The organism is Massilia litorea (assembly GCF_015101885.1).
Lineage (GTDB): Bacteria > Pseudomonadota > Gammaproteobacteria > Burkholderiales > Burkholderiaceae_D > Telluria > Telluria litorea.
The window spans coordinates 2,242,594-2,256,345 of record NZ_CP062941.1; the positions used below are offsets into that span (position 1 = coordinate 2,242,594).

At 67.3% G+C, this 13,752-nt stretch carries 9 protein-coding genes; 8 read left to right on the forward strand and 1 reads right to left on the reverse strand.

Annotation, left to right across the window (positions count from 1 at the left end; translation table 11 throughout):
* Positions 1–227: 227 nt before the first annotated feature.
* From LPB04_RS09985 to LPB04_RS10010, 6 genes are all read left to right on the forward strand, one after another.
* Positions 228–1,709, forward strand: a complete 1,482-nt coding sequence (locus LPB04_RS09985) for a hypothetical protein (protein WP_193688521.1) — start codon at positions 228–230, stop codon at positions 1,707–1,709.
* A complete protein-coding gene (locus LPB04_RS09990; RefSeq protein ID WP_193688522.1) occupies positions 1,649–3,190 on the forward strand; it encodes a hypothetical protein in 1,542 nt (513 codons plus the stop codon). The genes LPB04_RS09985 and LPB04_RS09990 overlap by 61 nt, the downstream gene beginning before the upstream one ends.
* Before the next feature lie 26 nt (positions 3,191–3,216).
* Positions 3,217–3,642, forward strand: coding sequence for a hypothetical protein (locus LPB04_RS09995; protein WP_193688523.1), 426 nt, complete (start codon positions 3,217–3,219; stop codon positions 3,640–3,642).
* 12 nt (positions 3,643–3,654) lie between these two features.
* Positions 3,655–7,305 carry a tubulin-like doman-containing protein gene (locus tag LPB04_RS10000; RefSeq protein ID WP_193688524.1) on the forward strand — a complete coding sequence of 1,217 codons (3,651 nt, stop codon included), beginning with the start codon at positions 3,655–3,657 and terminating at the stop codon, positions 7,303–7,305.
* 138 nt (positions 7,306–7,443) lie between these two features.
* Entirely contained in the window at positions 7,444–8,160 is a 717-nt protein-coding gene (locus LPB04_RS10005; protein WP_193688525.1) for a hypothetical protein, read from the forward strand.
* Between the two features lie 66 nt (positions 8,161–8,226).
* Entirely contained in the window at positions 8,227–8,580 is a 354-nt protein-coding gene (locus LPB04_RS10010; RefSeq protein ID WP_227496691.1) for a hypothetical protein, read from the forward strand.
* A 24-nt stretch (positions 8,581–8,604) separates the two neighbouring features.
* On the opposite strand, the gene LPB04_RS10015 is transcribed toward LPB04_RS10010, so the two are convergent.
* Complete coding sequence (locus LPB04_RS10015) at positions 8,605–10,674, reverse strand: tetratricopeptide repeat-containing diguanylate cyclase (protein ID WP_193688526.1); 2,070 nt, start codon at positions 10,672–10,674, stop codon at positions 8,605–8,607.
* 290 nt (positions 10,675–10,964) lie between these two features.
* Here LPB04_RS10015 and LPB04_RS10020 point away from each other — a divergent pair, with 290 nt between their 5' ends.
* Positions 10,965–12,524, forward strand: a complete 1,560-nt coding sequence (locus LPB04_RS10020) for an ATPase domain-containing protein (protein ID WP_193688527.1) — start codon at positions 10,965–10,967, stop codon at positions 12,522–12,524.
* Positions 12,521–13,750, forward strand: coding sequence for a sensor histidine kinase (locus LPB04_RS10025; RefSeq protein WP_193688528.1), 1,230 nt, complete (start codon positions 12,521–12,523; stop codon positions 13,748–13,750). The genes LPB04_RS10020 and LPB04_RS10025 overlap by 4 nt, the downstream gene beginning before the upstream one ends.
* Positions 13,751–13,752: the final 2 nt, after the last annotated feature.

Below are 13,752 nucleotides of genomic sequence, written 5' to 3' on the forward strand. Positions count from 1 at the left end.
GAGGAAGAGGGCACGGATGGACCCGGCATTATAAGGTTTCGGGCGCGGTTTTCACGATCGGGATTTTCCCAGGGGCGCATGAGTCGCCCCTTGCGGTGCCGCCAGGCGCTACCGGGCGAACGGCGCGCCGCGAAGGAGCCGGGGCAGTTATGATTTAGACAGCAATGACCGCCCGTCGCACCTGGGCGGTATGCATATCTCCAATCACTCGGGAACGGCGCAGCACGATGGCAACACGATGGGACACGCCAACCAGCACCTGGCTGGAAGACGAGACGAGCGGGCAGTTCGCGCTCCAGGCCACGACCGGCCTGGGGCCGATCGACTGGCAGGCGCATGCACGCGGCCGGCTGCCGGACGTCGCCCATCTGCTCGGCGCTTCGCTGCCCGCCAGCTGCGCACACGCCGGCATCTACCCTGAAGGTTTCAGTTTTTGCCCCACCTGCGGCGCGCCGCTCGAACGGCTCGATGGCCAGGTCCAGCACCAGCCCGACTGGTGGGGCGCCGCCAGCGACCAGGCCCTGCCGCGCCACGTGCCGCACGGTTTGCCGGTGACCTCGCTGGCGCTGGGCGACCGCCTCGAAGGACGGCCCGCCGCCCCGGCAGTCAATCGCGCGGAACTGGCCATGCCGGCGCCGCCGAACGCGCATTGCGTCTTCATCGCCGGCACCTACGGCTTTCCCGAGCAGAGGTTGCTGGCCCTCGCGCCGGCACGCGGCGTGCTGCAGTACTGGGATCCGCTGGCCCAGCTGTGGCACGTGATGGGCGCCGAAGAAGCGGGCGCCGAGCTGCGCTTCAACGCCGGGGGCTACGGCTGGCTGCCCGCACTCAATCCCGCGCGCGGGGAGGTCGGCATCGTGCCGCTCGATACGGGTCTGTCTCGCCTGTGGATCAATCCGGTCAACGAAAGCTACCGCCTTGAGCTGCTGTTCGCCGGGCGCCTGGCCTCGAGCCCTGGCGTCATGCGGCGCCAGGTCGGCTGCCTGTACGTGGAAGACGGCGTACTGAACCTGCTCGATGCGCAGCTCGACTTCGTCAACGGCACGACCTGGGAATGCCCGGATGCGCCGACCTCGGGCTGGATGCGCCCGATCGGCTACGACAACCGCCTGTTCTGGCTGCATCCGCAAGGGCAGCTGGTCTGGCGGCCGGGCGAAGAGCCGCGCTGGACGCCGTGGCCGCGCGGCTGGACGCCGAAGCTCGATTTCGGCGGCCCGACCCAAAGCCGCGACGGCCGCCTGTGGCACATCGGGCACGACGGCCAGGCCTATTCCTTCCTCGAACTCGGCGCCGACAATCCCCAGGTGGAACCGATCGACGGCGCCCGTCTCGGCTTTGCCAACTTCCTGTTCCGGCGCGGCCATCCCGTGCTCGATCAACCCTGGTCGGCCGAGCACATCGAAGACGCGGCCCAGGACGATTCGCTGGTGCTGCCGCTGCTGCGCAGCTTTAATAACAACCGCAGCCAGCCGAGCGGCCTGGTGCTGCGCTTTCATGCCTACACCGGCCGCGCCGAGGAGGCGCTGGCGGGCCGCACGATCGCGCGCACGACGATCGAATGGATCGGCAAGCGCAACCTGATCCTCGACGAGGTCGCGCGCCTGGCGCGGCCCCTCGACTGCGTGCCTTTCGTGTATGCCGGCGCGCTATGGCTGCACCATCCGGACTGGAACACGGTGCGCGGCTGGCGCCTGGAAGCCCTGACGTGATGGCGGCGCTGGCACGTATCCTCATGGTCGCCGCACTGCTGTGCGGCGCGGGTTCAAGCTGGGCCACGCCGCATGTCTTCCTGGTCCAGAACTCGGGCTGGATGGAGCCCTTCTACAGCGATCCCGCCTCGCCCTTCAAGCCGCTGGTGACGGAACTGGCGCTCGCCGTGGCCCAGCCGGGCGACGCGCTGGTAGTGGCCGCCTTCAACCAGTCGCAGCCGAATGCGCCGTCGCCGCGTGCGCTCGTCTCCACCACGGTCGACAAGGGCACGCGCACGGCCGTCACGCGCGCGCTGGCCGGCCTCGATACGGCCCATAAAGCGGGTGGCGCGCTGGCCGACACCGACCTCGGCGAAGCGGTGGGGGCCGCCCTGGGCCAGGCGCTGGGCGGCAAGGACGGCATCGTCTGGCTCGTCACGAACAACCGCAACAGCCCGAACAACGACCAGGCCACCGCCCAGCGCAACCGCGAGTTCTACCAGTTGATCCACCAGGGAGGCAAGATCCGCACCGCGCTCGCTTTCCCGCTGCGCATGCCGGTGAAGGGCGCGCACTACAGCGCGAACGGCCTGATGGTGTATGCCTTCGCCATCGGAGAGGGCGGCGCGCGCGCCCTCGACGGCTTGCTGGCCTCGGGCTCTGTACGCAAGATCATCACCGAGCCGCCGGCGCGCCTGAAACCGCTCGACCGCGATACCGTGCGCCTGGTGCCGCGCAAGGTCGAGAACGCGCCGGGCGTCAGCTTCGCAATGAGCCAGAACGGCGTGCTGCGCGCCGACGTGGCGCCGAACGCGCGCTCGCCCAACGCGAAGATCGCCTGGCACCTCGAGAACACGATGTACCCGTACACCATCGTCAGTGCGAGCTTGAGCGCGCGCTCGAAGCTGGGCGGCGAAGACCGCGCCGTCACGCTGGGCAGCAGCCACGTGACGGCGCTGGCGCCAGGCAAGCCGCAGCCGCTGGGTTCTACCCTGCAGCTGCCGGTGGCGCAGCTGCCCGGGAAATGGTCGGTAGAAGCCCTGAAATCGGCCGGCTCGGCCTATGTGCTGCCGGGGACCATCGAGCTGCACCTGGCGGAGCAGAAGCTGGCGCTGTCCCAGGGGTTCAGGGAACGCATGACGGAACTGTTCCCGGGCGACCCCTTGCCCGACATTTTTACGCCGCCGGCCCAGGTGCAGGCCTCGACCGCCGTGCTGCCGATCGAAGTGCGGGTGCATTACGGTTCGGGCCCCTTGCTGGCCGCCGGCGGCGCCTTGCTTGCGCTGCTCGCTGCTGGTCTGGCAGCCGCCTACGGCTGGATGCGTCCACGCCGCGCACTGGTGACGGTCGAGGACGAGCAGCGCACCATGCATGCGCGTACCGGCACCGTGCAACCGATTTACGACAAGGCGGGCAATGAAGTGGCGCGCCTGAAGACCACCCTGTTCGGCCACCAGTTGATTGACCTGCGCGAAGGCGCGCAAGTCCGTCTTGGCCGCTGATCAATAAAGAAAAAAAGGAAAACACGATGCAAGCCCAGACCGATCCCGGATTCAAGCTCCCCGCCGATAAATCGACGCCGGACGACCCGCAACCAAAAACCACGCCCGAAACGGCGACCGGCCCGGTCGAGGTGGTGCCGGGCAAACTGGCGCCCGCCACCGACACCTCGACCCGCGACGTCGCCATCGGCGGCGCCATCTTCATCGTGCTGCTGGTCGTCTACTTCTTTGTTCGCAACGCCTACGTGCACCACATGGTCGTGCGCCGCGTGGCGCCGTCCACCGCCGGCAGCGCCGGCTGGATGCTGTTCGTCGGCCTCGCCTTCCTGTCGGCTGCCGTGGTGCTGGCGATCGTCAATGCGAGCAAATACCTCACCTTCGGCGTCACCGCGCCGCTGGTGGCAGTCGGCGTGGTGGCCTTGATTGCGGCGCTCGTCATCGGCCGCCGCTAAAGAAAGAACGACATGGCAGACATCCCCACCCTCGATCAAATCAACCGCAAGTCCGAGCTGAAGGTCGACCTGCGCCCGACGCTGTTCATCGGCGCCGGCGGCACCGGCATGGAAGTCATGATGCGCATCCGGCGGCGCATCCTGTCCGCGGTCTGGAACCGCCATCACCCGACGCGCGTCGAATCGATTGCCGACTTTCCGGTGGCGCGTTTCCTTCACTTCGACCTCGATTCGAACGCCGTCATCGACGAGGGTAAATCGCAGCGCACCGATCCCTGGTACGAGCTGGTCAAGCTCACCGATGAAGAGCGCCTGGTCGAACCGCTCGACCTGCCGCAATACCACGAGTCCGACGACAGCCTGGCGCGCTTCCCCTTGATCGAGAAATGGATGCCGCTGCGCCCGAAAAAACTGCGCTCGCTCGGCATCGACCCCTCGAAAGGGGCAGGCCAGATCCGCGCCGTGGCGCGGCTGTACTTGTTTGATAAATACCCGAAGCTGCGCGGCCGCATCAAGGGCGCATTGAACTACCTGGGCAGCAATGCCGGCATCGAACGCAAGGAGAATTACCAGAGACTGGGCCTGCAGGTCGATACCTCGAAATTCCGCATCGTCGTCATCGCCTCGAACGCGGGCGGCACCGGCGCCGGCAGCGCCATCGACCTGGGCTGGATGGCAAAAGCCATCGCGCGCCAGGAAGTGGCGGACAGCCAGGTCGACCTGGTCATGTTCATGCCTTCCGGTTTCGCCAAGGCCAATAAGGAGCGCACCGAGGCGAATGCCTACGCGACCATGATGGAGCTGGAGACCACCATGCGCGACATGAACGCGCAGGTGAAATGGATGGACCCGGACAGCATCACGGGCCGCGGCGCGCCCTTCGACGACGTGTATTTCGTCGATACCGCCAATCTCGCCAACAAGGCGACCCAGGACGTGAAGGACGTCTACCAGATGGTGGCCGATACCCTGTTCGAGGATTTCGCCTCGGCGGACTTTGCCAACCGCAAGCGCTCGGTCGCGGTCAACCAGCAGCAGCATAAACTCGGCCCCTACAATCCGCGCGTGCCGGAGGGACGTTTCGGCGACATGCGCCTGTCCTACTCGAAGGTGTATTCGGCCTTCGGCCAGTCGGTGCTCGACACCCAGCAAAGCCTGCGCGAGGATATCCGCGCCTACGAGCTGGCGGCGCTGATGGTCAAGGAATTCTTCGGCCTGGTGGGGCGCGACGGCGCGCTGGCGCGGCGCGCGGGAGACCAGGAACGCGACGGCTTCATGCGCGAGCAGATGGACATGCGCGAGCTGCCCTTCGACGAATTCCCCGATTTTAAAAAGGGAACCGTCGACGTCACGCCGTTCCAGGAATACGCATTGACCGGCCTGCTCCTGCGCGACAAGGAAGGGCGCTCGCTGCTGGAACGCGTCGAGAGCAAGGTGAACCTCGAGATGGACCGCATCATGGCCGCCTTCGACGTGCCCCAGTGGCGCGAGCGCGTGGCGGAACTGCTGCCGAACCTCGAGCGCGACGCCATCCGCGAGGCCGGCGCCAGCGCCGAGACCAGCGAAGACCGCATCAAGCGCCACACGATCGAACTTACCGGAGGCCTCAAGGCGCGTGTGCGCGAGCGCCTGTACGCGCTGCTCGACGATCGCAAGCAGGGCGGGCTCGAATTCGTGCTGTCGCTGCTGGAGCAGGTCAAAGCGCGCCTGCAGCAGCGCGACCTCGCCAACGCCGAGCGCAACGGCCGCCGCTACCGCGACATCCGCGACGCGCTGCGCACGCGGCAAGTCGAGGAATCGCTGAACAACCTGTCGCAGGCCTCCGGCCGCCTGTTCGGCAAGGACGCGCAGGCGCGCGAGGTCATGGCGCATTTGAAACGCGACATCGCCGACTACCTGCGTTTTCATTTGCTGGCCGTGGCCGCCGGCCAGGCGATCGAGGTCATGCGCGGCATGTCGACCTGGCTGGGCGAACCGCAGTCGACCGACGAGCAGGGCAACGCCCAGTGGAGCGGCATCGCCGGCGAATTCCAGGAGGGACGCAGGCATGTGCAGGAGATCCTGCGCGCGGTCGACGGCCGCATCAGCCAGCTGCGTGCGGATGCGCGCCAGGAGCACGCCACCTACATCAAGCTGGCCGGCGACGTGATGCCGGCGCCGGTGCGCCTGACCGGGGATGTGAGCGCCTGGAGCGAAGAAGTGCTGCTCGAATTCGGCGGTTCCGGAAAACTGTTCCCACAGCTGGGCGACGAGCGTACGCGCGCGGATCTGTTATTAAAACTGTTCCGGCGGGCCCAGACCCAGCTCTCGAATACGGAGCTGGAAGGCGAGCCGACCGATCCGCTGCTCGACCGTCTGAATGCGATGACGCCGCAGGAACGCCAGCGCGTCTTCGCGGAATGGATCCGCAGCGCCATGCCTTGGGTGAACGCGCGCTTCTCGGCCGAGTTCACGCCGAATGCCGACCAGTTCAAGTGTTTTATCGGCGTCGGCGACGTGTCGGCCTGGCGCAGGATGGAAGGCGAGATCCGCGCCGCCGTGCCGACCGGGTATTTTCATGGCGACCTGGTCTCGGTCGTGAACACCGGCATTCCGGGCCGCGCGGTCTGCTATATCGAGCTGTCCGGTTTCCCGATGACGATCCTGCGCGGCCTGCCGACCTGGCGCGCCTCGTACCAGATCGAGAACCCGAAGATCCCGACCCACCTGCACTTCGATTCGACCCGCTTCCGCCACCCGATCTCGCCCTCGATGGACGAACTCAATCGCCTGGCCGACGATTACGAGTGGTTTTTACAGGCGATCGCGCTCGGCGTGATTCGCCGGAAAGTCGACGCGGGCGACCGCGAGGCGGCCTTCCAGCCGCGCGGACAATACCTGTTCGAAGTCGAGCCGGGTTCCGGCGAATGGCTGCAGATCGGGAACGAGTACGCGATCCGCTCGAACGGCCTGCCGCCGTATTACCGCGAGCAGGTGATCGCGGCCGTGCGCAACCGCCAGGCCGGGCTCGGACCGCACCAGTTGCTGCTGCTCGCCGCCCTGATGCGTCATTACCAGCTGCGCGTGTACGAGCCGCGCCTCGAGATGGACGAAACCGGCGCCCAGCTGCCGTCGCCGTCCCTGCCGAACATCACGGCGCGCCGCCTGTACGAGGCCTGGCTGCGGCGCGCGCAGGCGGCTGCCCCCACCTTGTCGAACGTGGCGGTCGATGCGGCCCTGGCCGCAATCGCGGCCTGGAGCGACACCGTGCCGGATTCCGCCATGGATGCCTACAGCTGGGAAGTCGAGCGCCCGATCGACAAGCGCATCGTCAAGCCCGAGATCCTGGCCAGCGAGGCGCGCGCCGCCGCGGCGCTGGAAGTGCGCGGCCTGGGCTCGCCCGTGAGCGTGGTGGCCACGATTCCCGATCCGGCGCCCGCACCGCAGGGCGCCCGCTACAAACTGTTCGTGGCCGGCGCGCAGCGCGGGCCGTTCGCGGTGGACGAGGTGGCGCAACAGCTGGCGCGCGGCGAGATCGACCTCGGCACGCGCGCCTGGGATATGGCGCAGGACCCGAAGTCCGGCAAGTGGGGACTGGTGTCCGACATTCCTGGCATTGCCGCCATGGCCGGCCATGCGCCATCGATTCCCGATCCGGACGACGGCGTCCCGGATCCGCAGTAACGGGGGAGGGCTGTGCAAGAAGATTCGATGGTCCGCTGTATCCAGGCCGCGTGCGGGCATGTCCTGCCGCGGCGCGTGAATTTCTGTCCGTATTGCGGGACCGCGCAAGGGGCGGCGGGAAGCACGCGGCTGCATCCGGTGGACAGGTCCGACGCCGTGCCGGACAAGCCGCTACCGGTCGCGGTCCCCGTGGCGGCGCCTGCGCCCGCAACACGTTCCGAACCCGCGGCGCCGGCATCGAGCGCGCCGGCGCCGGCCGCAGCGCAGAGTGCAACGCCGGCGCCGGCGCCGATGCCAACGCCGGCGCCTGTTGCGGCCGGCCCGGGCGTGCCGCCGCCACCGGCCGCCACGCCTTCACCCCAGCCGCCCCGTGCCGTGCCCGCCGGCGGCGCGGCGCCGCCGCGGCGCGAACCGGTGCGCCTGCGCTGGTGGCTGCTGGCGCTGGCGGCGCTATGGGCGATCTGGCTGATTGCCAAGCCGTCGAACCGGCGCATCGAGGCGCAAATGGACAAGGCGATCGCGCTGGCGGCCGAGTGCAAGGCGCGCGAAGCCCAGAGCGAACTGATCGCCCTGCGCGGCACCAGGGCCACAGCCGAGCAACTGCAGAAGGTGCAGGCGGCGCTCAACGAGGCGAGCGCCGCCTGCACCCGCAAGCGCCAGCGCGACAAGGCCTGGCGCGAGACGAAGCCGGCGATCGAATCGGCGCTGTCGGCTTCCTCGTTCGAACGTGCCCGTGCGCGCCTGCGCGCCTTTACCAGGCGCTGGGGCGAGGACGACGAGACGCGCGCGCTGAAGGAGCAGATCGACGCCCGCGCGCCCGAACATCGGCGCGCCGACGAGGTCGAAGGAGGATGACGCGCAGGGTGATGCAAAGCGCACGCAAGGTGTATGCTTCAGGAAACACGACTACAGGAGCAAAGCATGAAGAAGACGACCATGTTCGGTGCATTGCTGGTGCTGGCCCTGGCCGCCGGCTGTTCGCGCCAGGACCACGGCATGGGCCCGGCGCAACAGGCCGGCAAGGCGGTCGACGAAGCCGGCGACAAGGTGGCCGAAGGACTACGCGCACCATTGGAAAAGGCGGACGCGGCGGCGAAAAAGCTGGCCGAGCGCGCCGACCAGGAACGCCGCCAGCTGGCCGAGCGGACCGAGGACGCGCGCGAGAAGATCAAGGACGCGACCCAGGAAGCCGGCCGCGGGCTGCAGAAGGCGACCGGCAAGGTCGGCGAGAAGGTCGAGCAGGCCGGCGAGAAGTTGCAGGACGCGGCGCGCTGATAGCGTCGGCTGATCGAGGGAGGGCTACGCGCTGGCCCGCAACTCCGGATACCCACCTGTCACGATCGACAGATCGACAAACCCCGCGCGCCAGGCCTGTTCCAGGTTCTGTTCGACTTCTTCCATCGAGGTGCGCCCGAAATTGGCGAACCCGCGCACGCCGTAGGCGCGGTTGCGGCCGTGGCCCTTGGCCATGTACAGCGCCATGTCGACCAGGTTGACGGCGCGTTCCCAGGGCAGCGGCTTGCCGGCCGGCGCCAGCGGGTAGGGTGCAAAGCCGATCGACACGTTCACGGACAGCGTCGTGCCCTGGAACTCGATGCTGGTCTCGCTGATGCCGTTCAGCAGGCGGCGCGCCACCTCGTCCAGGCCGCTCGCCGGGATCGCGGGTAAAAAGGCGAGGAATTCCTCCCCGCCCCAGCGCACGATCATGTCGGTCTCGCGCAGGATCTCGCGCAGGCTCTCGGCAATCCTGATCAGGACCGCGTCGCCGGCGCCATGGCCCCAGGTGTCGTTGATGTGCTTGAAGTGGTCGACGTCCATCAGGAACAGCGCGCTGACCATCGCCTCGCCCGAGGTGCCGGCGCCGCGTTTTTCGTCCACGCGGTGGCCGCGCATGAAGTCCTGGAAGTGGCGGCGGTTGTACAGCCCCGTGAGCGGATCGCGCACGCTCTGCTGCTTCAGTTCCTGGTTCTTCAGGTAGAGCTGCGCGTTCGCGTGGCGCACCTTGCGGTACAGGAGGCCGACCACGAGCGAGGCCAGCGCGAACACCACGACCAGCAGCCACCAGACGCGCTGCTGCAGCCGGCGGTTGTCGATCTCGACCGACTTGACCTGGTTCTCGCGTTCCAGCAGGACGATCTGGCGCTGCTTCTTGTCGGCGTCGTATTTTTCCCGGAGTTCGAGCATCGCCTTCTGGCGGCGCTTCTCGAACAATTCGTTCGACAGGCTGCGTTCGCGGTGATACGCCTGGACTGCGCCGGCATAATCTCCCGCGCGCTCGAGCGCCGAGCCGTATTCGGCCAGCACGGTCTGCAGCTCGGGCTTGTCGCCGTTTTTTTCGTAGGCGGCCAGGCCCGCTTCGAAGCTGCGCTTGCCCTCGGCCAGGCGGCCGGTGGCAAGATAGGCCTGGCCCAGGTTGACGCGGGCGGTGGCCAGGCCATTTTCGTCGTTGATCGCGCTTGCCGCGGCGATCGCCTGGTTCGCGTAGGACGCCGCATGGGCGTAGTCGCGCATGCGCAGGTAGCAGTCCGACAGGTTCACCAGCGAGCGCGCGGCCAGCGCGTGCGCGCCGATCTGGCGTTCGAGCGCAAGGGCGGCCGTCTGTGCCTTCAGCGCGCGCTCGAGTTGTCCGGATTCGACCGCAAGGCCGTATTCGGTGCTCTTCAGGGTCGCCAGGCGGCCCGGCGAATCGGTTTTTTCCGCAGCGACCAGCGCCTCGGCCAGCGCCTCGAAGCCCTTGTCGTACTCGCGCATCTGGCGGTACAGCCGCGCCAGCGAATTGAGCACGATCACCAGGTGGACCGGACCGCCATGCTGGCGCGTATAGGCCAGCGTCGCCTGCATTTTTTCGAGGGCGCGCGGGAAGTTGCCCTCCTCGGCGAAAGACTCGGCAGCCGACACGCCGACGCGCACGCGCAGTTCGACGTCATCGGTCGTGTTCGCGAGGCGCTCCGCTTCCCAGATCAGTTCATGCGAAGCGGACAGCTCGTTCCGGTCGTACTTGATGTAGCCCTTGCGTACCAGGCCCTTGGCCAGGGCGGCATTGTTCTGGTGCGCGCGCCCGAAAGCGATCAGCTCGTCGCAGGTGGCCAGCGCCAGTTCCTGCTTGCCCACCTTCTGGTAGGCGACGCACAGCTGCGCCAGCATTTCGCCGGCGTCCTCGACCGAACCCGCGCGCGCCTCGGTCTCGATCCTGAGCAGCATCGGCAGGGCGCGTTCGGGCGTAAAACGGTTGATTTCGCGGATCTCGGCCAGGCGCTCGCCAAGCGGCGCGGCAGCCTGGGCCCAGGCGCAGGAGCTCGCCAGCAATAACGAAGCCAGCAGCGTCGCGGTGCGACGGCGTGGCTGTCTGGACGTGCGTGCTGCCGGCATAGGTGATCTCTCGATGGGGTGGTCGGTATCGCGTCTTCACGCGCGCCCATCTGTCATTATATTCTTGTTGCAGATCAGAAACTTCGCTTTTTTTCGCGCTATTCGCAAAAATGCGACGTTGAAAGGACAACGTTGGCGTTAGATTATGCCTCCTGCTTGCGGCCAGGCGGCGCCGTTGGCTCCCATCCCCCGATGCCACGAAGATGACGCAGGGTCCCTGGACCTGGCCGTCCCCTGAAGGTCACCCCGCCGCATGGTAAGCTGCGCGAACATACAAAAAGGGCAAGCGAATGAATGGATTGGTGAAGACCGGCATTGTCGGTCTCGACGAAGTACTGCACGGCGGCATTCCGCGTAACAACAACCTGATCGTCGAAGGGCCGCCCGGCTCGGGCAAGACCACGCTGGGCCTGGGTTTCATCTACCACGGCGCGCTTGACCACGACGAGGCGGGCGCCATCGTCTCGTTCGAGCTCGACCCTGCCAAGCTGCTGCGCGACGCCGCCGGTTTCAACTGGGACCTGCAGGGCATGATCGACCAGGGCAAGATCAAGATCATCCAGACCAGCCCGGCCGTGCTGCTGAGCGAGTTCCGCAGCGCCGACGGCGCCTTTGCCGCCTCGCTGGCCGCGATGGGCGCCAAGCGCCTGCTGATCGACGGCCTGACGCCGCTGCGGCTGTATGCCGAGGTGAACGACATGAATTTCCGCGAGGACGTACACCTGCTGATCGAAGGACTGACGCGCCTGGGCGTGACGACCATGGTCACGGCCGAGAAGGACGAGTCCCTGACCGGCGTGCTGGCGCACGAGCGCTTCGTCTTCGACACCATCATTTCGCTCACGCGTGAAGAAACCCGGCGCCGCGTGCACCGGCGCCTGACGATCATGAAGTCGCGCGGCCAGGATTTTATTGGCGGCAGCCACACGATGCGCATCGAGCCGGGCATGGGCGTGCACGTCTACCGCCGCGCCCAGTCGCGTCCGATCGCCCATGCCGACCAGCCGACCTCGGAAGAGCGCATGTCGACCGGTTCGCCGGCGATCGACAAGATGATGGACGGCGGTATCTATAAAGGTTCCGTCACGCTGGTGAGCGGCATCTCCGGTACCGGCAAGACGGTGCTGAGCGTGCAATTCCTGACCAATGCCATCAAGGAGGGCCACAAGACCCTGCTGGTGAGCCTGGACGAACACCCGGCCCAGCTGATCAGGAACGCCAAGTCGCTCGGCTTCGACCTGGCGGGCCTGGTCGAGTCGGGCGATCTGTTCATCCATTACGAGTCGCCGCTGGAACTGGAACTCGATGTCCACTTCGACCGCATCGTCAAGCTGGTCGAAGAGCAGGGGATCGATTGCGTGGTCTTCGATTCGATCGCCGTCTACGAGATGACCAGCCGCAGCGAAGTGGCCGACTACCTGTACGCGCTGGCCACCTTCTTCAAGGACCGCCTGGCGACGATCCTGTTCAACTACGAAAGCCCGGAGCTGCTGGGCGTGTCGCAGATCAGCGAAGAGCTCAAGGGCTCGCACCTGGTCGACAACATCATCCTGCTGAACTACGTCGAGGTCTCCACCGTCCTGCGCCGCGCGATCGCCGTGCCGAAGGTGCGCGGCAGCCGCAACCAGCAGATCACGCGCGAGTACACCATCGGCGTCGGTGGCCTGCTGCTGATCGACGAGAGCGACAACGACACCCAGTCCAGCGCCGTTCCGCAACTGCCGTTCTCCTCGTACTACGGCCTGCTGTCGCGCTCGCCGTCGCGCCAGAGCCCCCTGATCGAGGAAGCCGTCGTCAAGGGCAAACCCCTGCCCGAATCGCCGGACCTGCCGACCGAAAAGCCGCAGTGATCAGGGTCGAACTGCCTGGTAATACGCCGGTCGACTGGGAGGACTGGGACACGCCGCTGACGCAGTTTACGGAAGCGACGGGCCTGGTCACGTCCGCCTGGGACACGGCCGGCGTGCGCCGTATCGGGCCGAAGACGGGCTCGCGCCTGGCGAGCCTGCTGGCCCGCTCGCGGCTGTGGGACGAGGATGGGCCCGGCACGGCGCTCGAACGCACACTGGTCGAAGCGGCCTGCGCCAGCGGCGAATGCGGCTCGGCGCAGTTCGGCGGGCTGCGCGTCTGCGCCCAGCCGCTGCTGCTGCGCGGCGAGGTGTATGGCGTGCTGGTGTTCGGCTGGCGCTTCGCCGACTTCAGTTCGCCGCTCGAGTGCGAACGCATCGCCAAGCAGATCGGCCTGGCGGGCCACCTGCTGTGGAACGAGGTGCGCCTGGACGCGCCCGTGTCCGAGGGGCGCATGGCCACCTATGCGGCGCTGCTGGGTACCTTGTCGAACACGCTCGACCGCCAGCGCGAAACCATCGATGACCTGACGCGCGTGAACCGCACGCGTGAACTGTTCCTGGCCACGGTGTCGCACGAAATGCGCACGCCGCTGTCGGCGCTGTCGATGCGCATCGAACTGCTGCTGCGGACCATCCCCGACCTGCCGCCGAAAGTCGTCAGCGGCCTCGAATCGATGCGCGTGCACGTGCGCCAGGAAGCCGGCATGGTCGACGACCTGATCGACGCCGCGCGCACGCTGACCGGGCAGATGTCGATCACCCGTTCCCCGATCGCGCTGGGCCAGGTCCTGCGCGACGCGATTTCGACCGTGGAAACCTTCGCGCATACCAAGCACATCCGGATGCTGGTCACCCCCAGCGATTACGGCGACGCCATCCGGCTCGAGGCGGACGGGCGCCGCCTGCAGCAGGTGATCTGGAACCTGCTGTTCAACGCCACCAAATTCACGCCCGAAGGCGGCCTGATCCGGATCACGATCGGGCGCACCGCGGATACGGTGGCGATCGACATCGCCGACTCCGGGCAGGGCATCGAGCCGGACGACCTGCCGCACGTGTTCGGCGCGTTCAATCTCCAGCAGCAGGACAATGCGACCGGGCTGGGTCTGGGCCTGTACATCGCGCGCCGCATCGTCGAGCTGCACGAGGGCACCCTGAGCGTCAGCAGCGCCGGGCGCGGGCAGGGCGCGACCTTTGCGATCCGGCTGCCGGTCGCGCCAGGGTAAGC

Bases quoted from the DNA above. Each gene is read 5' to 3' on its own strand.
- LPB04_RS09985 (WP_193688521.1), top strand. From the start codon at position 228: ATGGCAACACGATGGGACACGCCAACCAGCACCTGGCTGGAAGACGAG.
- LPB04_RS09990 (WP_193688522.1), top strand. From the start codon at position 1,649: ATGGCTGCACCATCCGGACTGGAACACGGTGCGCGGCTGGCGCCTGGA.
- LPB04_RS09995 (WP_193688523.1), top strand. From the start codon at position 3,217: ATGCAAGCCCAGACCGATCCCGGATTCAAGCTCCCCGCCGATAAATCG.
- LPB04_RS10000 (WP_193688524.1), top strand. From the start codon at position 3,655: ATGGCAGACATCCCCACCCTCGATCAAATCAACCGCAAGTCCGAGCTG.
- LPB04_RS10010 (WP_227496691.1), top strand. From the start codon at position 8,227: ATGAAGAAGACGACCATGTTCGGTGCATTGCTGGTGCTGGCCCTGGCC.
- LPB04_RS10015 (WP_193688526.1), bottom strand. From the start codon at position 10,674: ATGCCGGCAGCACGCACGTCCAGACAGCCACGCCGTCGCACCGCGACG.
- LPB04_RS10020 (WP_193688527.1), top strand. From the start codon at position 10,965: ATGAATGGATTGGTGAAGACCGGCATTGTCGGTCTCGACGAAGTACTG.